The organism is Cellulomonas sp. JZ18, from assembly GCF_009720485.1.
Taxonomy (GTDB): Bacteria; Actinomycetota; Actinomycetes; order Actinomycetales; family Cellulomonadaceae; genus Cellulomonas.
This window is the reverse complement of sequence record NZ_CP045245.1, coordinates 3763050-3786512: the sequence shown is the minus strand read 5'-3', so window position 1 is coordinate 3786512 and position 23463 is coordinate 3763050. Positions and strand designations below refer to the sequence as shown.

Below are 23463 nucleotides of genomic sequence, written 5' to 3'. Positions count from 1 at the left end.
GTCAGGCGGCCGCGGCCTTCTCCGCGAACTGGGTGCGGTACAGGTCCGCGTACAGCCCGCCGCGCGCGAGCAGGTCGGCGTGCGTGCCCTGCTCGACGACCCGCCCGGCCTCGACGACGACGATGAGGTCGGCCTGCCGGACGGTCGACAGGCGGTGCGCGATGACGAGCGACGTGCGCCCGGTGAGCGCCTCGTCGAGGGCGGCCTGCACGGCGGCCTCCGACTCCGAGTCCAGGTGGGCCGTGGCCTCGTCGAGCACGACGACGTCGGGGGCCTTGAGCAGCAGCCGCGCGATCGCGAGGCGCTGGCGCTCGCCGCCGGAGAGGCGGTAGCCGCGGTCGCCGACGACGGTCTCGATGCCGTCGGGCAGCGACGCGACGAGGTCCCACACGTGCGCGGCGCGCAGGGCGCGCTCGATGTCGGCGTCGGTGGCGTCGGGGCGGGCGAAGCGCAGGTTGCCCGCGATGGTGTCGTGGAAGAGGTGCGCCTCCTGGCTGACGACGCCGACGGTCGCACGCAGCGAGTCGGCGGTGACGTCGCGCAGGTCCTGCCCGGCGATCCGGACGGCCCCGCGCGTGGGGTCGTACATCCGCGTGACGAGCTGCGAGATGGTCGTCTTGCCGGCGCCCGACGGGCCGACGAGGGCCACCATGGCGCCGGCCGGCACGGAGAACGTGACGTCGGTGAGCGTGTCCGCGACCGGGTCGTGGCTGAGCGTCGCGACGGACTCGAGGGACGCGAGCGACACCTCTCCGGCCGCGGGGTAGCGGAAGCCGACGTGGTCGAGCTCGACGCTCGCGCCCCGTGCCGCGACGGCGTCGCGCAGGTCGGAGGCGCCGGGCCTCTCCGCGACCGTCGGCTCCAGGTCGAGCACCTCGAGCACGCGCTCGAACGAGACGAGCGCCGTCATGACGTCGACCTGCACGTTCGACATCGCCGTCAGCGGGCCGTAGAGGCGGCCGAGGTAGGCGGCGAGGGCGACGACGACGCCGACGGTCAGCTCGTCGCGGATCGCCAGCAGACCGCCCAGCCCGTAGACGATCGCCGTCGCGACGGACGCGACGGTGGTCAGGCCGATGCGGAACCACGTCGAGTACAGCGCGCGCTTGACGCCGATGTCGCGCACGCGCGCGGTCTGCTCGGCGTAGGCGGCGGACTCGCGCGCCGGGTCGCCGAACACCTTGACCAGGTGCGCGCCGGCGACGTTGAACCGCTCGGTCATCGTCTGCGACGCCTCGGCGCCGAGCTCGTAGGACTCGCGCGTGATCGCGGCGATCTTGCGCCCGAACCAGCGGGCGGGCAGCACGAAGACGGGCAGCAGGACGAGCGAGAGCAGCGTGAGCTGCCACGACATCGACAGCATCGCGGCCAGCACGAAGGCGACCGTGAGCGAGTTGCTCACGACGTTGGACAGCGTGGACGTGAACGCCTGCTGCGCGCCGAGGACGTCGCCGTTGAGACGCTGGACGAGGGCGCCCGTGCGGGCGCGGGAGAAGAAGGCGAGGGGCATGCGCTGCACGTGGTCGAACACGGCGGTGCGCAGGTCGTGGATGAGGCCCTCGCCGATGCGCGCGGACACCCACCGCTCGGCCACGCCGAGGACCGCGGAGACCACCGCGAGGCCGGCGACCGCGCCGGCGATCCCGACGACGACGCCGGTGTCGCCGCGGGTGATGCCGTCGTCGATGAGCCGCTGCAGCAGCCACGGGGTGAGGGCGCCGGCGCCGGCGCCGAGCGCGATGAGGACGAGGAAGACCGCGAGCTGGGCGCGGTAGGGGCGCGCGAACGCGAGGATCCGGCGCAGCGAGCCGCGCTGCAGGCGCTGGGCCTTGACGGACGGGTCGCGCGTGAAGCCGCGGACGGCGGGGTTGCCGCCTCCGCCGGGCATCGAGGGGGAGTCATGGGGCCTCCTGGGTCCGGAGGTGTCGCGGCCGGGGCGGTCGCGATGCTGAGGTTACCTCACCATGAGCGTGATTCACCGCGGTTTCATTCCCCGCTAGCCTCGGTCCGTGGACGCGCACCTGCACGACGACACCCCCGCGGTGCCCCCGACGGCCGGCGCGGGCGGGCCGGCGAGCCCGTCGGAGGAGTTCCTCGAGCTGCTGCACGACGTGCTGCGCAGCGTCCGCCGGGAGGCGTCCACGGTGCTCGGGCACGACATCACGCCGGGCCAGCTGCGCCTGCTGCGCACGCTGGACCGCTGCGACCGGCCGCGCCGCCTCGGCGAGCTCGCCGACGTGCTGGACGTCGCGCCGCGGTCGATCACGTCCAAGGTGGACCAGGCCGAGGAGGACGGCTGGGTGCGCCGCGTGCCCGACCCCGCGGACCGCCGGGCGACCCTCGTCGAGCTCACGGACGCGGGCCGCGAGCAGCTCGCGCGGCTCTCGGACCGGCGGCAGGAGGGTGCCCGGGCCCGGCTCGACGTCCTGACGCCCGACGAGCAGGAGCAGCTGCTGGGGCTGCTGCGCCGGGTGGCCCGCGGATGACCGCCGCCACCGTCCCTCCCCGTCACCGCCTGGCCGTGCCGGACCCGGCCGGTCCGCCCCGCCGGTGGTGGTCGCGCGGCTGGTGTCCGGCACGGCGCCGGCCCGCCGGGTGCGTGCGGCGCACCGGGCCCGGCGCGGTCCACGGGGCCCGACGACCTCGGGCGGGCAGGAGCGTGCGATGACGGACCGTCCCGAGCTGGACCTCCGCGGGTTCGCGGAGCTCACCGAGCTGCTGGACGACGCGCACCCGCAGGACCCGCGCCCGTTCATCGGCGTGCACGGCTCCGCGGGGACGATCGCCGCGGTCATGGCCCTCCTGGCACCCCCGTTCGTCGAGCACCGGGGCGCGGTGCTGCGCGGGTTCCGCACCGACCTCGCCGTCGTGGACGACTGGTTCGACCGCCTGGGCGACGTCGCGGCCGTCGAGAAGGTGGTCAACCACGTCCACGTCTGGGACCTGCTCCCCAGCAGGGGCTTCGACGCGCGCGAGGCGGAGCTCCTCGTGGAGCCGATGGCCTGGTTCTGGCACGCGGCCCTCGACCGCGCCTTCCCCGGTCGCCGGTTCGTCGTCGACGCGGTCCGCGACGGGGACTACGGGCCCGAGCTGACGTTCTTCACGGCAGGACCGGCCGTGCGTCCCGTCAGCCCGGCAGCGGCGCCCGGAGGGTGACGGCGCCGACGACCGTCGCCGTGGTGACCAGCGCGCCCGCGGCCTCCCACACGCGCTCCAGCACCCGGTCGGCGTCGTACCCCAGCGCCGTGAGCGACCCGCCGACCACCGCCGCGCCCACCCCGTACGCCGCGTAGGCCGTCAGCGGCGCGACCAGCAGCCGCTCCCGCCAGGACCCCGTGGTGCCCAGCAGCGGCAGCGCGAGGTTGCCCCCGGCGGTCCAGACGTCGTTGAGCACCGGGGTGCGGCGCCACCAGCGCGGCGGTCGCGGCTCCCAGGGCCACAGCAGGGGGACGCCGCTGCCCGTCAGCATGTCGCCCGCGACGTGCACCGCCGCGCCCAGCCCGACGGCCACGGGCAGCCAGTCCCACTCCGTGGGGGCCGCCACGGTGACGAAGGCCGCGAGCGCGAGCGCGAGCGCCCACGCGTCCAGCCGCCGCCGGGCGAGGCCGAGGGCGCGTGCCGCGAACGCCACGAGCAGCAGCGACAGGACCCCGGCCCCGAGCGCGAGCTCCCCGAGGCGCTCGGTGGTGATGGTGACCTGCCCCGCCCCCACGCGAGCGCGGTGAGCACGCCGACGCCCAACACCGAGTGCGTCCCGTTGCGGTGCCCGCCCGCGAGGCGCCCCACGACGTCGCACACCCACTCGGACACCGGCGGCAGGGAGTGCGCGATCGTCGCGTCGTGGTGGTCCGCGTCGGGGGCGAGCGCGGCGCCCGCGCAGACGAACGCACCGGCGACGACGCCGAGCGGCGAGACCGGGTACCAGCCGAGCGTGTACGGCGCGGTCGAGGCGACGGCCACCCACGCGGCGGCGCCGCAGAGCGCGTGGTGGGCGCCCTTCACGACGCCGCCGGCTCCGGTCCGCTGCGGCGCACGGTCACCTCCGGTGCAGGTCAGGGGCGTGGACGGCGTTCACCCCAGCCGCCCGGCCGGCCTGCGTCAAGCGCCCGGTGTGTCCCGGTCCGGGCGTGTCGGCTCCGGGCGCGACGCCGGGCCGGCCCCGACGCCGGCTCCGCGCGCGACCCCGTGGTCGTGCACCGACGCGGGCCGCGACCGGTGCACGATCACGGTCTCGTCGCACCGCCCGGAGGGCGCGGGTCGTCGCGTCGGCGGGAGAGAGAGGCGGCTGGTGGTCGGGGCGGGGTCGGGCGTGCGTGACGGAGGGCGGGTCCGGTGCCAGCATCGGGGCATGAGCGACGACGACGTCCGCGCCGGCGGGCCCCGGCTGCGCGCCACGTCGATCACGATCAGCACCGCGCGCCCCCACGAGCAGGCGCACGTTCCCGCGCGGCTGCTGGGCGGACGCGTCACGGTCGAGGACCTGCCCGAGCCGGGCGACCCTGGCCGGCCGAGCTCGACCTCATGGCCCGGATCGCCGGCCTGCGCCTGACCGAGAGGTACGAGGACTGGCTCGGTACGGTCTTCCAGCAGCGTTCCGGACGTCACATCTCGGTGTACGAGCCGGCGCTCGACTGAACCGCCACGCACGGCCTGAGGAGCTGAGATGGAGCCCGTGATCGGAGTGACCGTCGTCGCCGTCGGAATCGCGCTCTCGGCGGTGGCGTCGGCACTGCACTCGAAGCGCGTGGTCGCCTCGCGCCGGGACGGCTCGGCTGCCGTCGGGGGCGACGACCACGGCGACGGCGGCGGGGACGGTGGCGCGGACGGCGGTGGCGGCGGCGACTGAGGGCGTGCCGAGGTCGGCGGTCGGACCCCGACGTGCGGCCGCCGACCTCTCGCCCGGGCCCCGAGCCGGTCCGCCTCGCCGGTGTCGCACCGCACCGCTAGCGTCGACGACGGACCCCACCGGAAGGACGCCGCGATGGCGCTGCTGACCTGCCACTTCTTCTCCGAGGCGCTGCAGACCAGCACGGCGGCGACCGTGCTGCTGCCGGAGGCCGCCCGCGGTCAGATCGGGATGGGCGGCGCGGACCTGGCCGGTCCGCCGCCCGTGCTGTACCTGCTGCACGGGCTGAGCGACGACGAGTCGATCTGGCTGCGCCGCACGTCGATCGAGCGCTACGTCGCGGACCGCGGCCTGGCCGTCGTCATGCCGCGCGGCGGGCGGTCGTTCTACACCGACGAGGCGTACGGCGGGGCGTACTGGACGTTCCTGTCCGAGGAGCTGCCGCGGGTGGTGCAGCACTTCTTCCGGGTGTCGGACCGCCGGGAGGACACGTTCGTCGCGGGGCTGTCGATGGGCGGGTACGGGGCGTTCAAGTGGGCGCTGCGGCAGCCGGAGCGGTTCGCGGCGGCGGCGAGCCTGTCGGGCGCGCTCGTGGTCGGCGGGCCACGCGCGACCGAGCTGCACGTGCGGGTGCCGCACGTGTGGGCGGGCAGCGACCCGGCCGGCACGGACGACGACCTGCTCGCCCTGCTGGAGCGCGCGGACCCCGCGACGCTGCCCGCGCTGTACGCGACGTGCGGTGCGCAGGACTTCCTCGTCGACGCGCAGCACCTGTTCGTCGAGCAGGCGACGGCCCGGGGCGTGCCCGTCGAGGCGCACGTCCACCCGGGCGACCACGAGTGGGGCTACTGGGACCGGCACATCCGGGACGTCCTCGACTGGCTGCCGCTGCGGCGCTCCTGACCTGCACGTCCGCGCTCGGCGCCCGCGCCGCCGCGCCGCCGTGGTCCGCGCTCCGTGCGTGGACGGACCTTGACGGATCGCCCGCTTCGCGTATGTTAGGCCCGCCTTACTGAGGCAGACCTCACTACGCGCGTCCCGGCAGCGGGGCGTGCCCGCCGCAGGGGAGATCCACGCGTGCACGAGCTGCTGTCCGCCGCGAGCGCCGACGCCTACGTCGACGCGATGCGCGGCACCGTCGACCGGGTCGCGTCCCGGTTCCGCACCACCACCCAGCCGTTCTCGGGCGCGAGCCGCGAGCACCTGCAGGCCCTCGTCGACGCGGTCGACCTCGACGCGCCGGGCCGGGGCACGGCGGCCGCGATGCGCGAGGTCGACGAGCTGTTCGCCCAGCACGCCGTCTGGTTCCACGACCCCGCGTACACGGCCCACCTCAACTGCCCCGTCGCCGTGCCGGCCGTCGCGGCGGAGGCCGTGCTCGCGGCGATCAACCCGAGCGTCGACACCTACGACCAGTCGACGGTCGGCACGCTGATGGAGCGCCGGCTCGTGGCGTGGACGGCGCAGCGCATCGGCTTCCTCGCGGGCGGCGGCGTCTTCACGTCCGGCGGCACGCAGTCGAACCTGCAGGCGCTGCTCGTGGCGCGCGAGCACGCGCTCGCCACGGCTCCCGGCGTCGGCATCCGCGACCTCGTCGTGCTCGCGACGGCCTCGAGCCACTTCTCGGTGCAGAAGTCCGCGCGCCTGCTCGGCCTCGCACCCGACGCCGTCCGCCTCGTCCCCGTGGACGAGCAGGGGCGCATGCGGCCCGACGCGCTGGCGATCGCGCTGCGGCACGTCGAGCAGGACGGCCGCCTCGCGATGGCCGTCGTCGCGACCGCCGGCACGACCGACCGCGGCTGCATCGACCCGCTCGCACCGATCGCGGACGCGTGCGACGCCGCGGACGTCTGGCTGCACGTCGACGCGGCGTACGGCTGCGGGCTGCTCGTCAGCCGCACGCGCCGGCACCTGCTCGACGGCATCGAGCGCGCCCGCTCGGTGACGGTCGACTTCCACAAGGCGTTCTTCCAGCCGGTGTCGTCCTCGGCGCTGGTCGTGCGGCACGCGGCCGACCTGCGGCTCGTCGCGCACCACGCGGACTACCTCAACCCCGAGCACGAGGACGAGCCGAACCAGGTCGACGTGTCCCTGCAGACGACGCGCCGGTTCGACGCGCTCAAGCTCTGGGCGACGCTGCGCGCCCTCGGCGCCGACCGGATCGGCGAGATGGTCGACGCGACGATCGACCTGGCCGCGGCCGTGCACCGGGTGGTCGACGCCGACCCTGACCTCCGGCTGCTCTCGCCGACGGACCTGTCGACCGTCATGTTCCGCTACCAGCCGGACGGCTTGGACGACGCCCGTGCGGACGCGCTGGTCGGGCAGGTGCGGCGCGTGCTGTTCGACTCCGGGCGCGCGCTCGTCGCCCGCACCACGGTGGACGGGCGCCCGTGCCTCAAGCTCACGCTGCTCAACCCCGAGACGACCGTCGCGGACGTGCGGCACGTGCTGGAGCTGGTCCGGCAGGCGGCGGCCGCGCTGCTCGAGGGCGACGACCTGCTCGCGGCGGACCCGGCGGTGGCGCGATGACGGCGGACGGCACGACCGCCGTCGTGCCCGACGCGCGCGTCCACGACCTCGTCGGCGTGGGCATCGGCCCCTTCAACCTGGGGCTCGCGGCGCTCGCGGACCCGCTCGACCTCGACACCGTCTTCCTCGACCGCGCCGAGGAGTTCCGCTGGCACCCGGGGATGATGCTCGAGGGCGCGACGATCCAGGTCCCGTTCCTCGCGGACCTCGTGACGATGGCCGACCCGACCAGCCCGTACTCGTTCCTCGCGTGGCTCAAGGCGACGGGCCGGCTGTACGCGTTCTACATCCGCGAGAGCTTCTACCCGCTGCGCGCGGAGTACGACGCGTACTGCCGGTGGGTGGCGGCGCAGCTGCCCGCGCTGCGCTGGGGGCGCACCGTGACGGCGGTCGAGGTCGACCCGCACGACGAGGACCTGTACGTCGTGCACGCGCGCCGGGCGGACGGCTCCGTCGAGTCGTACCGGACGCGTCACGTCGTGCTGGGCGTCGGCACGCAGCCCGTCGTCCCCGCGGCGCTGCGCGGGCTCGACGGGCCGGTCGTGCACTCGTCGGACTACCTGCCGCACCGCGACCGGCTGCGGTCGGCGGCCTCGGTCACGGTCGTCGGCTCGGGCCAGTCCGCGGCGGAGGTGTACCGCGACCTGCTGGAGGGCACGGGCCCGGGCGGGCAGCGCGTGGACTGGGTGACGCGCTCGCCCCGGTTCTTCCCGATGGAGTACACGAAGCTGACGCTGGAGATGACGTCGCCGGAGTACACCGACCACTTCCACGCGCTGCCGGCCGACCTGCGCGACCGCCTCACCCGCGAGCAGCGCGGCCTCTACAAGGGGATCAGCGCCGACCTCGTCGACGACATCTACGACGCCCTCTACCGCAAGAGCGCCACCGGCCCCGTGCCGACGACGCTGCTGACGGACACCGAGGTCACGGGCGCCGCGTGGGACGGTGAGCGGTACACGCTGCGGCTGCGGCACGCGCAGCTCGGCACCGAGCACGAGCGCACCACCGAGGCGCTCGTGCTCGCCACGGGCTACGTCGCGCAGGTGCCGGACGTGGTCCTCGGCATCGCGCACCGGCTGGAGTGGGACGAGCGCGGGCGGCTGGCCGTGGCGCGCGACTACTCGGTCGACGGCGGTCGCGGGCGCGTGTTCGTGCAGAACGGCGAGGAGCACACGCACGGCCTCACCGCGCCGGACCTCGGCTTCGGGCCGTGGCGGTCGTCGACGATCCTCGCGGCCGTGTGCGGGCGCGAGGTGTACCCGCGCGAGCGGCGCATCGCGTTCCAGGAGTTCGGCGTGCCGACGGGTGCAGAGCCGGCGCCGGCGGGGACGGTCGTCCCCGCCGCACCCGCGGCTTCGGTCGCCCCCGTCGCCCACGGCGGCGAGGCAGCGCGGTGACGGGCTGGCGCTCGCAGGCCACCGAGCCGCTGTCCGCGCAGGTCGTGCGCGACGAGGCGTGGAAGCGCATCGGGCCGGTCCGCCTGGACCGCGTCGTCCCCGAGCGCGACGCGCAGGTGCTGCACCACTGGCTCACGCACCCGGCGTCCGCGTTCTGGCAGATGCAGGACCTGGGCCTGGACGAGGTCCTCGCGTACGAGCAGCGGCTCGCGGAGTCCACCGACGAGCACGCGTGGATCGGCCGCGTCGCGGGCCGGCCGACGTTCATGGTGGAGACGTACGACCCGTCGCGCGTCCTGCTCAAGGGCGTGTACCGCGCCCGCACGGGCGACGTCGGCATGCACCTGCTCGTCGCCCCGCCGCAGGGTCCGCGCCTGCACGGGCTCACCGACGCCGTCATGGCCGCCACCATGCGGTTCTGCTTCGGCACGCTGCGCGCCCAGCGCGTCGTCGTCGAGCCGGACGTGCGCAACACCGCCATCGCCGCCAAGAACGCCGCCGCGGGCTTCCGCGTCGTGCGCGAGGTCGACCTGCCCGGCAAGCGTGCGGCGCTGTCCGTGTGCACGCGCGAGGACTTCGCCGCGAGCCGGCTCGGCGCCACCACGACCCACGAGGACCCCCGATGACGCTGACCGACCTCCCGCCCGTCGCCCTCGGCGGCCCGGCCCGGCCTCCCCACCCGGCGGACCACCTGACGCCCGAGCACCTCGCGGCGGCGCAGCGTCACCTCGTGGCGAAGGCGCTGGCGGAGTTCGCGCACGAGCGGCTCCTGGCTCCCGCGCTGGACCGGTCCGCCGCGCCCGGCCCCGGCGAGGCACGCGCGTACGTCGTCGCGCTCGACGCCCCGGACGGGCACCGCGCCGTCTACCGGTTCCGCGCCCGGCGTCTCGCACTGGAGCACTGGGCGGTCGACCGGTCCACGCTGACCCGCGAGGTCGACGGCGAGCCCGCCCCGCTCGACGTGCTCGACCTCGTGCTGGAGCTGCAGCCGCTGCTGCGCATCCCCGACGACCTGCTCGCGCTGTACCTCGAGGAGCTGTCGTCCACCCTGGCGAGCGCGGCGTACCGGCGCGCCCGCCCGCAGCCGACGGTCGCCGAGCTGCTGGACGCCGACCTGGCCACGGTCGAGCAGGCGATGACCGAGGGGCACCCGTCGTTCGTCGCGAACAACGGGCGCATCGGGTACGGGGTCAGCGAGCACGACGCCTACAGCCCCGAGGCGGGCCGGCCCGTGCGGCTCGTGTGGCTCGCCGCCCGCCGCGCCGTCAGCCACGTCGCCACCGGCGCGGGCCTCACCGAGGACGCCCTGTACCGGCACGAGCTGGACCCTGCCACGCTCGCCCGCTTCGAGGCGCGGCTGCGCGACCTCGGCCTCGACCCCGCGGACTACCGCTACCTGCCCGTGCACCCGTGGCAGTGGGAGCACCGCGTCGCGGTGACGTTCGCCCCCGACGTCGCGCGCCGCGACCTCGTCCTCCTCGGCGAGTCGGACGACGAGTACCGCGCGCAGCAGTCCGTGCGCACGTTCCTCAACGTCAGCCGGCCGGACCGGCACTACGTCAAGACGGCCGTCGCGATCCAGAACATGGGGTTCCTGCGCGGCCTGTCGCCCGCGTACATGCGGGCCACGCCCGCGATCAACGACTGGGTCGCGGACCTCGTCGACTCCGACCCCGAGCTCGCCGCGTGCGGCGTGCGGGTGCTGCGCGAGCGCGCGTCCATCGGCTACACGGGCGACGTCTACCACCGCACGCCCCGCCCCAACGCGCACCGCAAGATGCTCGCGGCGCTGTGGCGCGAGCAGCCGCACACGCTGCTCGCGCCCGGGCATCGCGCGACGACGATGGCCGCCCTGCTGCACCGTGACGCCGCCGGCGACGCGTACGCCACCGCGGCGGTCCGCGCGTCCGGCCTGGACCCGGCCGACTGGCTGCGCGCCTACCTGCGCGTCTACCTGCGCCCGCTCGTGCACTGCCTGCGCGCGCACGACCTCGCGTTCATGCCGCACGGCGAGAACGTCATCCTGGTGTGGTCCGACCACGTGCCCGTCGGCGCGTTCCTCAAGGACATCGGCGAGGAGGTCGCCGTCCTGTCCGACCGCCCGCTGCCGCCCGAGGTCGAGCGCATCCGCGCCGTCGTCGACGACGACGAGAAGGCGCTCGCGATCTTCACCGACGTGCTCGACGGCGTGCTGCGGCACCTCGCCGCGGTGCTCGTCACCGACGGCGTGCTCACCGAGGGGGCGTTCTGGGGCGTCGTCGCGGAGACGGTCGACGGGCACCTCGCCGACCACCCCGACCTGCCGTCCGGCGTCGACCTGCGCGCGCCGCGCTTCGCGCACTCGTGCCTCAACCGGCTGCAGCTGCGCAACACGCTGCAGATGGTCGACCTGGCCGACCAGTCGTCGTCCCTCATCTACGCGGGCACCCTCGCCAACCCGGTCGCGCGCGGCGCCGTCGCCGGGCAGGAGGACGACCGGGCGGGTGACGTGCCGGCGGCGGACGCCCCGCGCCGGGCCGCCGGCCACCCCGCGGACGAGACTGCCTGACATGGGCTTCGAGGTCTTCCGGGACGCGTGCGGCGTCCCGCACGTGCGCGCGTCCGACGAGCTCGCACTGGCCTACGGCCAGGGCTGGGTGACGGCGCGCGACCGCGCGTGGCAGGTGCAGACCGACCGCTGGCGCGCCGAGGGGCGGCTCGCGGAGCACATCGGCGAGGCCGGCGTCGCGTGGGACGTCGTCGCGCACCGGCTGCGCCTGCCGGACACGGCGCAGCGTGCGTACGCGGCGCTGGGGGACGACGACCGCGCGTGGGTGGACGCCTACACGGCGGGCGTGAACGCGGGGCTGGCGTCGGCGGAGCGGCCCGTGGAGGTCGACGAGCTCGACCGCGTCCTCGGCGGCAGCACGCCCGACGACCCGTGGCCCGCGTGGGCGCCGCTCGGCGTGTTCCTCGTCAACCACGCGCTGTTCTCGACGTTCCCGCGCGTGCTGTGGCACGACCACGTCGTGCGGGCCGCCCGCGCGTCCGGTCACCCGGGTCTCGCGGCCGTCGACCCGCTCGACCTCGTGCGGCTGTTCGACCCCGCGTCCGACGGGCCCTCCAGCGGGTCCAACGCGTGGGCGCTGCACGGGTCGCGCACCGCGTCGGGACGCCCGCTGCTCGCGGGCGACCCGCACCGCGTCCTCGAGCTGCCCGGCGTCTACCAGCAGATCCGCCTCGCGTGCCCCGAGTACGACGTGCTCGGGCTCGCGTTCCCGGGCGTGCCGGGGCTGCCGCACTTCGGGCACGCGGGGACAGCCGCCTGGGGCATCACGAACGCCGTCGCGCACGCCGCCGAGGTGTTCCGTGAGCGGCTGCGCCGCACGGGGGCCGGTGCCTGGGAGGCGCTCGGGCCGGACGGGTGGGAGCCGGTCGAGCGGACGACGGCGCACGTGCGCGTGCGCGGCGGGGAGCCGCTGACGGTCGACGTGCTGGAGACCGCGCGCGGGCCGGTCGTGGTCCGCGGGATCCCGTCGGAGCAGGACGGCCGCGCGCCCGGCACGTCCGGAGCGCCCGGCGCCCCGACGTCGACGCAGGACGCGCAGGACGCCGTCGCGGCCGGGGTGCTCGCCGTGGACGAGGGCACGCCCGCCGCACCCGACGAGGACGTCGCCGCACCGCAGGACGACGTGCCGACCGGCGCCGTCCCCGTCACCGGCGAGGAGGCCCGGTCGGTGCGCCTGCAGCCGCGGGTCGACGACGACCTGGGGTTCGCCTGCCTGCGCCCGCTGCTGCGCGCCCGCACCGCGCACGACGTCGCGGCCGCGCTCGCGGGCTGGGTCGACCCCGTCAACCGCGTGCTCGCCGCCGACGCCGACGGCACCGTCCTGTCCTTCGACGCCGGCCGCGTCGCGGACCGCGACCCCGACGACCGGCTGCTGCCCCTGCGCGCCTGGGACCCGGCGCACGCGCCGCGCCCCTGGCGGACCCTGCCCGCACCGCGGGTCGTCACCGACACCGCGGCGGACGCGAACGAGTGGCCACCCGCACCCGAGCGGCACCACGGCGCCGTCTACAGCCCGGACCGTGCGACCCGCCTGCGCGCGCTGCTCGACGAGCGCCGGGACCGGGCCCTCGGCCCGTCGGACATGGCGGAGATCCACGCCGACACGCACTGGGCCGGCGCCGGCCGGCTGCTGCGGCACGTCGCGGCGGCCGACGGGCTGAGCCCCGCGGCGGCCGCCGTCCGCGACCGCCTGCTCGCGTGGGACCTGCACATGGACGCCGGCTCGCACGAGGCTGCGCTGCTCGCCGACCTGCGGGGTGCGCTCGTCGCCCGGCTCGTCGCGGAGCCGGCGCTGGTCGCGCTCGCCGCGCCCCACCGGGCCGGGCCCGCGTTCGACGCGTGGTTCGGCCTGCGCGGACGCGTCGGCCAGGCGCTCGGTGCGCTGCTCGACCGTGCCGACCTCGGCATCGACGGACCCGCCCACGTGCGCGCGGCCCTCGAGGAGGTCGCCGCCGGCGCGTCGCCGGACGAGACGTGGGGCGCCCGGCACACCGTGCTGCCGGCGCACGTGCTCGCGGACGTCCCCGGGGCGACCGTGCCGGCCGTGCCCGCGCTGCCGCTCGCGGGCGACCAGGACACGCTGCGCTGCACGGGCACCGTGCCGGGCGTCACGGACCGTGCGTTCCGCGGCTCGGTGGCGCGCTGGGTCTGGGACCTGGCCGACCGGGACCGCAGCCGGTGGGGCGTGCCGTTCGGCACGAGCGGCGACCCGCGCAGCCCGCACTTCGCGGACCAGCACGCCGCGTGGGCGGTCGCGCGGACGGCGCGCGTGGTGACCGACTGGGAGCGGCTCGCGCGCGAGCCGCTGCCCGACGGGGTGGGGGAGTGACGGCGGCGGGCCGCGGGCTGACGTCCGCGTGGGCCGGGCTGCCGGGCGGCACGGTCGTCGACGAGCGCACGGTGGACGGTCTGGGCGTCCTGACCACGTCGGTCCTCGACCTCGACGGGGACGTGCCGACCCTGCACGCCTGGTGCACCGCGCGCGGCACGGAGTTCTGGGGGCTGGGGCACCTGACGACGGACGAGCTGCGCGAGACGTACGCGTTCGTCGACGGGCTGGAGCACCACCACGCCCTGCTGTCCCGCGTGGACGGCGTCCCGGTCGCCCTGGTGCAGGTCTACGAGCCGGCGCACGACCCGGTGGGCGAGGTGTACGACGTGCAGCCGGGCGACCTGGGCGTGCACGTGCTGGTCGGCGCCCGTCCGCCCGGGCGCGAGCGGGGCTTCTCCCAGCGCCTGCTCCTCGCGCTGGTGCGCGTCGCGGCCGAGACGACCGGTGCCACGCGGATCGTCGGCGAGCCCGACGCCCGCAACACGGCGATGCTGCGCCGTGCCGAGCAGCTGGGCGCCGTCCTCGGCCCCGAGGTCGAGCTGCCGACCAAGCGTGCGCGCCTGACGTTCCTGGAGGTCGCGTCCGCCGTCGGCCGACGAGGGGTGCCCGCTCAGTCCAGGTGACCGACGATGCCGCCCGCACCGCCGGCCTTGGCGGCCCGCAGGACGCCGTAGGTCAGCAGCGCGGCCAGGGGGGAGGTGCGCGCGGTCCCGCCGCCGGCCACGTGATCGGCCTGCTCGCGCAGCTGTCGCACGACGGCGCGCGTCGCCGGGCCGCAGAAGCGCTCGAGCGTGTCGGCCAGGCCGCGCAGCAGCTCCGGCGGCTGCGACGCCTCGACGTAGTCCGTCATCGAGAGGATCAGCAGGTACGTGCGCCGGCGGGCACCGGGCGGGCGGAGTGCGAGCAGGAGGGCGCCGGCGCCGTTGGGCACGAGGGCGACCTCGGTGCCCGGGACGAGCCGGAGCTCCCGGGAGACGCCGACCACGGTGCGTGTCACGACGCCGGTCCCCGGGTCGAAGGTGACGGACCGCCGGACCAGGAACGTCACCCAGAGCCCCATGAGCGGCAGCGTGACCGCCACCCACACGCGGTTCTCCGGCTGGGTGACCGCCACCCACGCCATCATCACGAGGACGGCCACGAAGGTCGCCGTGACCCAGCGGTACCAGCTGCGCGAGCGCAGCTCCGGGACGCGCACCGGTCCACCGGTCACGGTCGTCCTCCGTCCTGTCGGGTCGAGGTGGGGGCCGAGGGGCGGGAGGTGGTCACGGCGACGGCAGGCTCAGCAGGTCGAGCAGCACGTTCTCCCGCGGCAGCGCCTTCAGGGGGGAGCCGCGCAGGTCGCCCCCGTCCTCCAGCCACCGGGCCTGGTCGCGGAGCCGGCGCACGACGTGGGGGACGTCCCGCACCCCCCGCCGCTCCAGCTCGTCGGCGAGCGCGAGCAGGAGCTCGGGGGACTGGCTCGCCTCGTACCGGCGGCGCACGCGCACCAGGGGCACGGTCGCGCGCCGCAGGCCCTTGTACCGCTCGAGGGAGAGGTCGACCCCGCGACGCCGGACGGCGAACCAGACGTGGGCCCGGCCGTCCGCGACGACGGGCCGGGTGCGCCAGGTGCGCCGCGCGGGCGTCAGCAGGCCGGACGTGGTGTCGAGCGTCGCGGCCAGGCGGCCGCGGGCTGCCCGGTCGAGAGCCGGGAGCACGAGCGCGGCTCGACCGTCGGCGGTCTGCGACATGGGGGTCCTTCCTCCGAGCCGCCCGGCGACGGCGTGGCCGTCGCAACCTACCCGAGCCGGCACGCCGGCGGCGCGGGCGTCGCCCGTCCGCCCGGGCGTCGCGGCGCTCAGCGGGACGCCGCGACGAGCGCCGCGACGGACGCCGCCACGACCGGGGCCGCGAGCAGCAGTCCCTGGCGCACGACCACCCCCGCGGGCACGTGCAGCAGCAGCGCCCGGCAGCGCTGCCACCACAGCACGGTCGCGAGCGAGCCCCACGGCGTGAGGACCGCCCCGGCCCCGGTGCCGACCAGCAGCGCCGCGAGCCGCAGCGGTTCGCCGGCGGCGGCCGGCTCCAGCGCGAGGTACGCGGGCAGGTTGTTGACGACGTTCGACGCGAGCGCGGCCGTCGCGGCCAGGCGCAGCAGGTCGCCGATCCCGTGCCCGTCCCCGGCGGCCCCCGCCGCGAGCGCGGCCCCGCCGTGCACCCGCAGCGTCTCGACGACGACGAACAGCCCGGCGACGACGAGCAGCGTGCGCCACGGCACGAGGTCGGCCGGGGGAGCGGGCCACGGTCGGCGGCGCACCGCGGTGGCGACCGCCAGCACGGCCGCGGCCGCGGCACCGGCGACCACGGGCTCGACGCCGGCCACGAACGCGGCCGCCATGAGCACCGTCGTCACGGCCGCGACGACCAGCAGCGGCCGGTCCGGCACCGGGCGTCCCGGCGCGGCGCCGTACCGACCGCGGACGGACCGGCGGTCCCGCAGCGCCAGCAGGGCCACCGTGACGACGACCGCGGTCAGCGCGGGCGCCCACATGAGGGCGAGGTAGTCGGCGCCGGTCGCGCGCAGCGCGCGGTCGGCGAGCAGGTTCGTCAGGTTGGAGACCGGCAGGACGAGCGACGCCGTGTTCGCGAGGGCGACGACGACGAGCGCGAACCGCAGCGGGTCCGAGCCGGTGCGCCGGGCGAGCGCGACGACGACGGGCGTCAGCAGCACGGCCGTCGTGTCGAGGGAGAGCACCGCGGTGGACACGGTCGCGAGCACGACGACGAGCAGCCACAGCACGGGGCGTCGGCCGCGGGCGAGCCGGGACGTCGCCGCCGCCGCGGCGTCGAAGAGCCCGGCGCCGGAGCAGAGCTCGGCGACGACCGTGAGCGCGGCCAGGAACAGCAGCACCGGGCCGGTGCGCTCGACAAGGTCGTGCGCGTCGGCCGCCGGCAGCGCGCCGGTCGCGACGAGCGCGGCGCCGACGACGACGGCCACCAGCCACCAGGGCACCCGACGGACCGCACGCACAGGCGGACGCTACGGCAGGCGGCCGCCGGGCGCCCCGACGCCGGCGCCGTCCGCGGCGCTCGCACCCTGAGCAACAAGCGTTGACAAGCGCGTGTTGAGCAACCTAGGTTGACACGCGTGGACCAGCCCGACGTGGCGGTCGCCGCGAGCGACACGTCCGACCCGCTCACCGGCCTGCGGGCCGTGTCCTCGCTGCGGGTGCTCGTCGAGTCCTACGAGCTGCGCCAGGTCGAGGCCGCGCTGCGCGCCGGCATGAGCTGGCAGGAGGTCGCCGACGCCCTCGGCGTCACGCGGCAGGCCGTGCACAAGAAGTACGCCAGGCGCATCGACCCGACCATCGCCGTCCCCCGGAGGAACCGCACATGAGCCGCCTGACGGACGCCGTCGTCCTCTCGCAGCAGATCGTCGTCACGGCCACCGAGGAGGCCTACCGCGTCGGGCACGCCGAGCTCGAGCTCGACGACCTGCTCGTCGCGCTCACGGCCGTCGGCGGCCCGGCGGGCGACGTGCTGCGCTCGCTCGGCGTCACGGTCGACCGCGCGCGGTCCGCCGTCGCGCAGGTCCACGCCGACCGGCTCGCCCGCGCCGGCGTGCCCGCGCCGCCGGCCCAGCCGCGCACGCTGCCCCGCACGGGAGGCGGGCTGCCGTGGTCGCCGCGCGCCGACCGCGTGCTCACGGCGGGCCAGTGGGACGTGCGCCTGGCCGACGACCGCCGGATCCTGCAGGACCTCGTGCGCGAGCCCAGCGGGTTCGTGGTGGAGGTGCTCGCCGTGCTCGGGCTCGACGCGGAGCGCGTCCTGACCGCGCTCGACGCGTGGGTCCCCACGGCGACCGCGCCCGCCGGTGCCCTGTTCAGCCCGGACCCGCGCCCGTGGCGCACCGTGACCCGCCGCGGCTGGGTCCCGGCGTCGCCCGCCGAGGTCTGGTCGCTGGTGACCGACCCGGCGCGCCGCACCGCGTGGGACCCGTGGTACGCGTCCGTCGAGGAGCGGGCCGACGGCGTCCTGGTCGCGACGCTGGTCGGCGAGGCGGAGGGCGCCAAGCCCGTGCCGCCCGGGTTCGAGCGGCAGGAGGTCGTCCCCGTCGCGCGGGAGGAAGGGCGCCTGGTCGAGTGGGAGCTGCGCCGTCCGGACCGGCCCGGCGGCGAGCCTGTGCAGCGCCTGGCGGTCGCGCTCACCTCGTCCGGGGGCGGCACGCGCGTGGACCTCACCGTCCGCTGGCTCGGGACGGGCGGCTGGCGCGCGGCCGTGGGGCTGCTGCTGCGTCCCGTCGCCCGGCTGGCCTGGGGCCAGATGCTGCTGGCCAAGCACGCGGGGATCGCCCGGGCGCTGCGCTGACACCGCAGCGGCGGGTGCAACGCCCCGGGCGGTGCCGGACACGTGCAAGGTGACCGTCCTCCCTCCGGAAGGAGCGCCGTGAGCACCGACCCGTCCGGCCCCCCGCGCACCGGGCCGCCCGACCCCGCGACGGCCGACGACCCGCACCGCGCCCGGTTCGTCCGCCTGTTCGAGGCCCACCAGCACGCGCTGCTCGCCTACGCCGTGCGGCGCGTCGCGGACCCGGCGGACGCCGCCGACGTCGTCGCCGAGACCTACCTGGTGGCCTGGCGCCGGCTCGACGACGTCCCGCGCGACGCGCAGGCGCGCCCGTGGCTGTTCGGCGTGGCGCGCCGCGTGCTGGCCAACCACTACCGGGGCGAGCGGCGCAGGCTCGCGCTCGCGGACCGGCTGCGGTCCTCGCTCGAGGAGGTCGCGCCGCCGCCCGAGCCGGCCGACCCCGTGCTGCTCACGGCCCTGGACCGGCTCGCACCCGACGACCGCGAGCTGCTGCGCCTCGTGGCCTGGGAGGAGCTCGCGCGCGACGAGATCGCGCTGGTGCTCGGTGTGCCGCGTGCGACCGTGCGGGTGCGGCTGCACCGCGCGCGACGACGTCTGCTCGCCCAGCTCGCGGCGCTCGAGGCGGAGGGCGACGCACCGCAGGCAGTGCGACGCGACGCGAGGACCGGACACGTCCTGTCCGGACGGGCGGTCGCCCGTCCGGTGACCGAGGAGGCGCGATGAGCGACGACCTGATCGGCCGGCTGAGGGCCGCCGACCCGGCGGGCCGGGACGCCCTGCGGCACGCGGACACGCGCGGGATGAGCGAGGCGATCATGGCGACGGACGGGACGACGACGGCCGCACGGCCGGCGGGGCGGCGCGGGCTGCGGCGCGGGCTGCTGGCCGCGGTGCTGGCGACCGGGCTCGTGGGAGCCGGGGCGGCGTGGGCGGGCTACCAGCAGTGGTACGTCCAGAGCAGCCAGGGGGTCTCCGACGGCGTCAAGTGCGCGACGACGTGGGTGGGCCCGACGCAGGACGAGCCGGTCGCGAGCGGACCGCTCCTCACGGGCGACCCCGTGCCGGACTGCCAGGAGTACCAGCGCCTGAACGGGCTCCCGGCGATCACCGACCCGGTGGCGTTCTGGTACGCCGACCAGCTGTGGGTCGCCCCCGCCGGGCAGGTCCCGGACGGGGCGCGCGTCCAGGACGACTGGTCGGAGAGCGTCGCGCTGCGCGAGCTCCAGGCGCGGGCGAACGACGTGGTCGACGGGCTCGGGGCCGGGTGCACGAGCGTCGAGGACGCGACGGCGCTGGTGCGGGCCGACGCGCAGCGGCTGGGCGTGGACTGGGAGGTCGCGCCGGTCACGGCGAGCGGGGGCGCGCCCGAGGCCTGCGCCGGCGTCCTCGTCGAGCCGGCGACCCGGACCGTCCGCGTCGTCACGGGCCCGTCGGCGTCGTCGTCCGAGGGGGGTGCGACGCCGGGAGGCCCGGTGGCCACCGTCCGGGACGCCCTGCGCGCCGGCGTCGCGCAGCGGTGCCTCGACCTCGACGCGGCCGTCGCCGTCGCCGACGAGGCGCTCGGCTTCGAGCACCACTGGCCGACGACCGCGATCGAGGACCCGGACGCCGACTGCACGACCGTCGACATGGAGGTGGGCGGCAGCATCCTGGTGACGCTGCGGGGTCCCCGGCCGTGACGCCGCCGGGCGCGGCGCCCACCGCGGCGCCGCGCCCGCGCACGGCCGACCCGGCCGCGCCCGCGTCAGGACCCCAGGAGCCCCAGCTCCAGCGCCCGCAGCACCGCGCGCGTGCGGTCCCGCACGCCGAGCTTGAGCAGCACGGCGGACACGTGGTTCTTCACCGTGCCGGGCGCGAGGTGCAGGGAGTCCGCGATCTCGCGGTTCGACCAGCCCGCCGCGAGCAGCCGCAGCACGTCGAGCTCGCGCGCGGTGAGCGGGTCGGGACGGTCGATGCCGTCGACGGCGGCCGGTCGGTCGAGCAGCGCGCGCAGCAGCCGGTCGGTGACCGCCGGCTGCCACAGGCGCTCGCCGCCCGCGACGCGCCGCACCGCGTCGACGAGCTGGTCGAGCGTGACGTCCTTGAGCAGGTAGCCGCGCGCGCCAGCCCCGAGCGCCCGCGCGACGAGCGCGTCGTCGTCGAAGGTCGTCAGCACGAGCACGGGCGTCGGGTCGTCCGCCTCCCGCAGCGCCTCCAGCACCGCGATCCCGTCCCGGCGCGGCATCTGCAGGTCGAGCAGCAGGACGTCCGGACGGTGCTCGGCGACCAGGGCGAGCGCCTCGTCGCCGTCGGCCCCCTCGGCCACGACGTCGACCGCGTCGGTCAGCGCGAGCAGCCCCCGCACCCCCTGGCGGACCAGCGTCTGGTCGTCGACCAGCACGACCCGGATCACGCCGGCACCCGCGCGGTGACCCGGAACCCCCGGCCCGGGCCGGGGTCGACGGCGAGCGTCCCGCCGAGCGCGGCGACGCGCTCCTGCATCCCCCGCAGCCCGTGCCCGGGCTCCCACGCGAGCGCGCCGGGGCCGTCGTCGTGCACGTCGACCTCGACGTCGTCGCCCTCCCGCCGCACCCGCACGGCGAGCCGTGTCGCGCCCGGCGCGTGCCGCAGGGCGTTGGTGCCCGCCTCCTGCACGCACCGCACGATCGCGACGAGGCGCGCGTCGTCGAGCCGCAGGGCCGGGTCGACGGACAGCGCGACCGTCAGGCCGGGCAGGTCGAGCACCTCGCGCAGGGTCGGCTCCAGGCCCCCGGCGCCGCCGCGCAGCTCGCCGACCACCGTCCGGACGTCCCGCAGCAGGTCCTTGGCGACGGCGCGGGCGCGCGCGACGTGCTCCGCGGCCTCCCCGTCGACGCGGTGGGAGGCGATCTCGAGCTCCAGCGCGAGCGCGGTGAGCTGGTGGCCGACCACGTCGTGCAGGTCCCGCGCGATGCGCAGCCGCTCGGCGTCCCGGCTCGACGCCCCCAGCAGCGCGCTGGTCGCCCGCAGGTCGGCGTGCGCGGCGGCGAGGTCGGCGTGCACGGCCGCGAGCGCGGCGTGGGCCGCGTCGGCCTCCTCGCGGGCCTGCGCCTCGCGCATGGCCGTCCGCACGACGATCGCCGCGAACGCCTGGAACGACGCGTAGATCGCCACCGTGAAGGGCACGCCGATGGTCCCCCGCCCGTCGAGCGCCGCGCCCACGGCCGTCACCAGGGACTGCAGGGTGACCAGACCGACGACGCCGGACGGGCTGAGCAGCGCGGTCGCCGCCGCCGCGGTGACCACGAACAGCACCGGCGTCCAGTCGGCGGAGGGGTTCGCGACCCAGGCGACCGAGGCGGCGACGACGAGCACGACGACGAGCACGCGCTCGGGCGGCTGGCGGCGCAGCGGCACGAGCTCGGCGTCGAGGGCGAACGCGACCGCGTACACCGCGAACGCGGCCCACCACACGGCCCGGGCCGCCGCCGGGGCGTCGCTGAAGGTCAGGTCGGTGACGACCTGGGCGACCCCGACCGCGACGACGGCGAGCATGCCGGCGCCCGCGCCCAGCCGGTCGGCGGGCTGCGTGGGGGCGGGCGGCCGGGGAGCCGCGCGGGGCGGGTCGGCCGCGCGGGAGCCCGCAGGGGTGGGGCTCCCGACGGCGTCCACCCGGCGACCGTAGCGCGGGCCCCGCGGCGCCCGGGAGTGCCGGAGGTCATGGGTGCGTCCGGTGACCGCCGGCACGTCCGCCGCCCCCGGTTCCGTCCCTAGCGTCGAGGACGCCGGACAGCCGCCCGACGGGGGTGGCGACGGACGAGGGAAGGGGGCCGCCGTGGCCGCGGTGCTGGAGCTGGACGACGTGCACAAGGAGTACGCGGGCGTCCCGGCGCTCGACGGCCTCGACCTGGTGGTCGAGGAGGGGGAGCTGGTCGCCGTGCTCGGCCCGAACGGGGCGGGCAAGACGACGACGTTCGAGCTGCTGCTCGGGCTCGCGCGGCCGACGCAGGGACGCGTGCGCGTGCTCGGGGGACGGCCGGGGACGCAACGGGGGCGCGTCGGCGCGATGCTGCAGGGCGCGGGCCTGCCCGACCAGGTGACCGTGCGTGAGCTGGTGGGGCTGGTCGGCCGGGCGTACCCGCGCGCGCACCGGACCGACGACGTGCTGGCCCGCACCGCGTTGACGAGGCACGCGGACAAGGTCGTCACCGCCCTGTCCGGCGGGGAGCGGCAGCGCCTGCTGCTCGCGATGGCCCTGGTCGGCGCCCCCGACCTGCTGCTGCTCGACGAGCCCACCGCCGCGATGGACGTCGCCTCGCGCCGCGCCTTCTGGGAGCGGGCCCGCGAGAGCGTCGCCGACGGCGCGACCGTCGTCTTCGCGACCCACGACCTCGCCGAGGCGCAGGGCGTCGCGGACCGCGTCGTCGTGCTCGCGGACGGTCGCGTGCGGGCCGACGCGAGCCCCGACGAGCTGACGCACCACGGGCGGGACGACCTCGAGGAGGTCTTCCTCACCCTCACGCAGGAGCGCACGAGCGCCGGACCGGACGGAGAGGACCGATGACGACGACACCCCGCACCTCCGCGACGCACGGCACGGCACGGCCCGCCGCGCCCGCCGCCCCCGCACCGCGCGCGGCGGCCCCGCGGCCCACCGGCGGACGGGCCGGGCTGCTGGCCGCCGCCGTCGTGGTCGACCTGCGCTCGTCGTTCCGCAACGCCGAGTTCGCGGTGGGCGCCGTGGCCGTGCCCGTGCTGCTCTACGCGATGTTCGGGCTGCCGAACGCGTCGTCGACGCTGCCGGGCGGCACCCGCGTCGGTCTGGCGATGCTCGTCTCCCTCACCGCCTACGGCGTCGTCTCGCTCGCGCTGTTCACGTTCGGCGAGAACGTCGCCAAGGACCGCGGCCGCGGGTGGTTCCGGACGCTGCGCGCGACGCCGTTCCCCACGGGCGTGTACCTGGCGGGCACGTCGCTGACCGCGGCGGTGCACGCGCTGCTCATCGTGCTCAGCACCGGCCTGCTGGCGGCGCTCGCGGGCGGGGTGCGGCTCGACGCGGGGGAGTGGGCGGCGTTCGCGGCGTTCATGACGGCGGGCGTGCTGCTGTTCAGCACCCTGGGGTTCGCGATCGCGTACCTGGCGCGGCCGCGCGCGGCGACCGTCGTCGCGAACCTGCTGTTCCTGCCCCTCGCGTTCGCCTCGGGGTTCTTCATGCCGCTCTCGGAGCTGCCGGACGTCATGGGCGACATCGCGCCGTACCTGCCGACGTTCCACTTCGGGCAGCTCGCGTACCGGCTCGTCATGCCCGACGCGGACGTGGCCGCGTTCACGGGGGCGGCCACGCAGCCGGTGGCGGTGCACGTCGCCTGGGTGCTCGGCAGCGCCGTGCTGCTCGGCGCGGTCGCGCTGCTCGCGGCGCGCCGTGAGGCGGTGACCCGCCGGGGCTGACGGCGCGGGCACCGGGGCGCACCGGCGCGGCGCGGTCGGCCGGACCGTC

Annotated in this window: 24 protein-coding genes and 1 pseudogene; 17 read left to right on the top strand and 8 right to left on the bottom strand. The window is 76.8% G+C overall.

Annotated features, from left to right (window positions below; all coding sequences use genetic code 11):
- Nucleotide 1: 1 nt before the first annotated feature.
- On the bottom strand, nucleotides 2-1888 hold the full coding sequence (locus GC089_RS17095; protein ID WP_155378644.1) for an ABC transporter ATP-binding protein: 1887 nt from the start codon (nucleotides 1886-1888) through the stop codon (nucleotides 2-4).
- A gap of 121 nt (nucleotides 1889-2009) precedes the next feature.
- Between GC089_RS17095 and GC089_RS17090 the strand changes: the two genes are divergently transcribed.
- Both GC089_RS17090 and GC089_RS17085 read left to right on the top strand, forming a co-directional pair.
- A complete protein-coding gene (locus GC089_RS17090) occupies nucleotides 2010-2486 on the top strand; it encodes a MarR family winged helix-turn-helix transcriptional regulator (RefSeq protein WP_155378643.1) in 477 nt (158 codons plus the stop codon).
- 178 nt (nucleotides 2487-2664) lie between these two features.
- A complete protein-coding gene (locus GC089_RS17085; protein ID WP_155378642.1) occupies nucleotides 2665-3156 on the top strand; it encodes a hypothetical protein in 492 nt (163 codons plus the stop codon).
- Here the strand turns inward: GC089_RS17085 and GC089_RS17080 are convergent.
- Nucleotides 3128-3712, bottom strand: coding sequence for a metal-dependent hydrolase (locus GC089_RS17080; protein WP_230684920.1), 585 nt, complete (start codon nucleotides 3710-3712; stop codon nucleotides 3128-3130). The genes GC089_RS17085 and GC089_RS17080 overlap by 29 nt on opposite strands.
- A gap of 50 nt (nucleotides 3713-3762) precedes the next feature.
- Nucleotides 3763-3960 (bottom strand): annotated as a pseudogene (locus GC089_RS19470) (metal-dependent hydrolase); the annotation flags it as partial.
- A 388-nt stretch (nucleotides 3961-4348) separates the two neighbouring features.
- Between GC089_RS19470 and GC089_RS18560 the strand changes: the two are divergent.
- From GC089_RS18560 to GC089_RS17035, 9 genes are all read left to right on the top strand, one after another.
- A complete protein-coding gene (locus GC089_RS18560; RefSeq protein ID WP_196250747.1) occupies nucleotides 4349-4549 on the top strand; it encodes a hypothetical protein in 201 nt (66 codons plus the stop codon).
- Nucleotides 4550-4672: 123 nt separating this feature from the next.
- Nucleotides 4673-4846 (top strand): hypothetical protein, encoded by a 174-nt coding sequence (locus GC089_RS17070; RefSeq protein ID WP_155378641.1) that lies wholly within the window; start codon nucleotides 4673-4675, stop codon nucleotides 4844-4846.
- Between the two features lie 135 nt (nucleotides 4847-4981).
- The gene (locus GC089_RS17065) at nucleotides 4982-5749 is read left to right on the top strand and encodes an alpha/beta hydrolase family protein (protein ID WP_155378640.1); all 768 of its coding nucleotides are present in this window, start codon (nucleotides 4982-4984) and stop codon (nucleotides 5747-5749) included.
- A 174-nt stretch (nucleotides 5750-5923) separates the two neighbouring features.
- Entirely contained in the window at nucleotides 5924-7378 is a 1455-nt protein-coding gene (locus GC089_RS17060) for a pyridoxal-dependent decarboxylase (protein ID WP_155378639.1), read from the top strand.
- The gene (locus GC089_RS17055; RefSeq protein WP_155378638.1) at nucleotides 7375-8778 is read left to right on the top strand and encodes a lysine N(6)-hydroxylase/L-ornithine N(5)-oxygenase family protein; all 1404 of its coding nucleotides are present in this window, start codon (nucleotides 7375-7377) and stop codon (nucleotides 8776-8778) included. The genes GC089_RS17060 and GC089_RS17055 overlap by 4 nt, the downstream gene beginning before the upstream one ends.
- Complete coding sequence (locus GC089_RS17050; RefSeq protein ID WP_136517451.1) at nucleotides 8775-9404, top strand: GNAT family N-acetyltransferase; 630 nt, start codon at nucleotides 8775-8777, stop codon at nucleotides 9402-9404. The genes GC089_RS17055 and GC089_RS17050 overlap by 4 nt, the downstream gene beginning before the upstream one ends.
- On the top strand, nucleotides 9401-11326 hold the full coding sequence (locus GC089_RS17045; protein WP_155378637.1) for an IucA/IucC family siderophore biosynthesis protein: 1926 nt from the start codon (nucleotides 9401-9403) through the stop codon (nucleotides 11324-11326). Before GC089_RS17050 ends, GC089_RS17045 begins: the two co-directional genes overlap by 4 nt.
- 1 nt (nucleotide 11327) lies before the next feature.
- Nucleotides 11328-13655 (top strand): penicillin acylase family protein, encoded by a 2328-nt coding sequence (locus GC089_RS17040; protein ID WP_155378636.1) that lies wholly within the window; start codon nucleotides 11328-11330, stop codon nucleotides 13653-13655.
- Nucleotides 13652-14281 (top strand): GNAT family N-acetyltransferase, encoded by a 630-nt coding sequence (locus GC089_RS17035; protein ID WP_196250746.1) that lies wholly within the window; start codon nucleotides 13652-13654, stop codon nucleotides 14279-14281. The genes GC089_RS17040 and GC089_RS17035 overlap by 4 nt, the downstream gene beginning before the upstream one ends.
- On the opposite strand, the gene GC089_RS17030 is transcribed toward GC089_RS17035, so the two are convergent.
- The 3 genes from GC089_RS17030 to GC089_RS17020 form a co-directional block, all read right to left on the bottom strand.
- Nucleotides 14269-14871: a hypothetical protein gene (locus GC089_RS17030; protein WP_155378634.1), complete on the bottom strand. Its 603-nt coding sequence runs from the start codon at nucleotides 14869-14871 to the stop codon at nucleotides 14269-14271. The two genes, GC089_RS17035 and GC089_RS17030, sit on opposite strands and share 13 nt — an antisense overlap.
- A 52-nt stretch (nucleotides 14872-14923) precedes the next feature.
- Complete coding sequence (locus GC089_RS17025) at nucleotides 14924-15391, bottom strand: hypothetical protein (RefSeq protein WP_155378633.1); 468 nt, start codon at nucleotides 15389-15391, stop codon at nucleotides 14924-14926.
- Between the two features lie 107 nt (nucleotides 15392-15498).
- On the bottom strand, nucleotides 15499-16653 hold the full coding sequence (locus GC089_RS17020) for an SLC13 family permease (RefSeq protein WP_230684919.1): 1155 nt from the start codon (nucleotides 16651-16653) through the stop codon (nucleotides 15499-15501).
- Between the two features lie 135 nt (nucleotides 16654-16788).
- On the opposite strand from GC089_RS17020, the gene GC089_RS17015 reads away from it, so the two are divergent.
- From GC089_RS17015 to GC089_RS17000, 4 genes are all read left to right on the top strand, one after another.
- The gene (locus GC089_RS17015) at nucleotides 16789-17037 is read left to right on the top strand and encodes a hypothetical protein (protein ID WP_155378631.1); all 249 of its coding nucleotides are present in this window, start codon (nucleotides 16789-16791) and stop codon (nucleotides 17035-17037) included.
- Nucleotides 17034-18008 (top strand): SRPBCC family protein, encoded by a 975-nt coding sequence (locus tag GC089_RS17010; RefSeq protein WP_155378630.1) that lies wholly within the window; start codon nucleotides 17034-17036, stop codon nucleotides 18006-18008. The genes GC089_RS17015 and GC089_RS17010 overlap by 4 nt, the downstream gene beginning before the upstream one ends.
- A 78-nt stretch (nucleotides 18009-18086) precedes the next feature.
- Entirely contained in the window at nucleotides 18087-18731 is a 645-nt protein-coding gene (locus GC089_RS17005) for an RNA polymerase sigma factor (protein ID WP_230684918.1), read from the top strand.
- A complete protein-coding gene (locus tag GC089_RS17000) occupies nucleotides 18728-19687 on the top strand; it encodes a hypothetical protein (RefSeq protein WP_155378629.1) in 960 nt (319 codons plus the stop codon). The genes GC089_RS17005 and GC089_RS17000 overlap by 4 nt, the downstream gene beginning before the upstream one ends.
- Before the next feature lie 65 nt (nucleotides 19688-19752).
- Here GC089_RS17000 and GC089_RS16995 read toward each other — a convergent pair whose 3' ends face one another.
- Together GC089_RS16995 and GC089_RS16990 are read right to left on the bottom strand one after the other, a co-directional pair.
- Nucleotides 19753-20400, bottom strand: coding sequence for a response regulator transcription factor (locus GC089_RS16995; protein ID WP_155378628.1), 648 nt, complete (start codon nucleotides 20398-20400; stop codon nucleotides 19753-19755).
- Nucleotides 20397-21638 carry a sensor histidine kinase gene (locus tag GC089_RS16990; RefSeq protein ID WP_155378627.1) on the bottom strand — a complete coding sequence of 414 codons (1242 nt, stop codon included), beginning with the start codon at nucleotides 21636-21638 and terminating at the stop codon, nucleotides 20397-20399. Before GC089_RS16990 ends, GC089_RS16995 begins: the two co-directional genes overlap by 4 nt.
- A gap of 163 nt (nucleotides 21639-21801) precedes the next feature.
- Between GC089_RS16990 and GC089_RS16985 the strand changes: the two genes are divergently transcribed.
- Both GC089_RS16985 and GC089_RS16980 read left to right on the top strand, forming a co-directional pair.
- A complete protein-coding gene (locus tag GC089_RS16985) occupies nucleotides 21802-22530 on the top strand; it encodes an ABC transporter ATP-binding protein (RefSeq protein WP_196250745.1) in 729 nt (242 codons plus the stop codon).
- A complete protein-coding gene (locus tag GC089_RS16980) occupies nucleotides 22527-23414 on the top strand; it encodes an ABC transporter permease (RefSeq protein ID WP_155378625.1) in 888 nt (295 codons plus the stop codon). Before GC089_RS16985 ends, GC089_RS16980 begins: the two co-directional genes overlap by 4 nt.
- Nucleotides 23415-23463: the final 49 nt, after the last annotated feature.

Excerpts from the sequence above, each read along its gene's own strand:
- GC089_RS17065 (WP_155378640.1), top strand. The coding sequence starts at position 4,982 with ATGGCGCTGCTGACCTGCCACTTCTTCTCCGAGGCGCTGCAGACCAGC.
- GC089_RS17045 (WP_155378637.1), top strand. The coding sequence starts at position 9,401 with ATGACGCTGACCGACCTCCCGCCCGTCGCCCTCGGCGGCCCGGCCCGG.
- GC089_RS17000 (WP_155378629.1), top strand. The coding sequence starts at position 18,728 with ATGAGCGACGACCTGATCGGCCGGCTGAGGGCCGCCGACCCGGCGGGC.
- GC089_RS17040 (WP_155378636.1), top strand. The coding sequence starts at position 11,328 with ATGGGCTTCGAGGTCTTCCGGGACGCGTGCGGCGTCCCGCACGTGCGC.
- GC089_RS17025 (WP_155378633.1), bottom strand. The coding sequence starts at position 15,391 with ATGTCGCAGACCGCCGACGGTCGAGCCGCGCTCGTGCTCCCGGCTCTC.
- GC089_RS17055 (WP_155378638.1), top strand. The coding sequence starts at position 7,375 with ATGACGGCGGACGGCACGACCGCCGTCGTGCCCGACGCGCGCGTCCAC.
- GC089_RS16980 (WP_155378625.1), top strand. The coding sequence starts at position 22,527 with ATGACGACGACACCCCGCACCTCCGCGACGCACGGCACGGCACGGCCC.
- GC089_RS18560 (WP_196250747.1), top strand. The coding sequence starts at position 4,349 with ATGAGCGACGACGACGTCCGCGCCGGCGGGCCCCGGCTGCGCGCCACG.
- GC089_RS17085 (WP_155378642.1), top strand. The coding sequence starts at position 2,665 with ATGACGGACCGTCCCGAGCTGGACCTCCGCGGGTTCGCGGAGCTCACC.
- GC089_RS17095 (WP_155378644.1), bottom strand. The coding sequence starts at position 1,888 with ATGCCCGGCGGAGGCGGCAACCCCGCCGTCCGCGGCTTCACGCGCGAC.
- GC089_RS17010 (WP_155378630.1), top strand. The coding sequence starts at position 17,034 with ATGAGCCGCCTGACGGACGCCGTCGTCCTCTCGCAGCAGATCGTCGTC.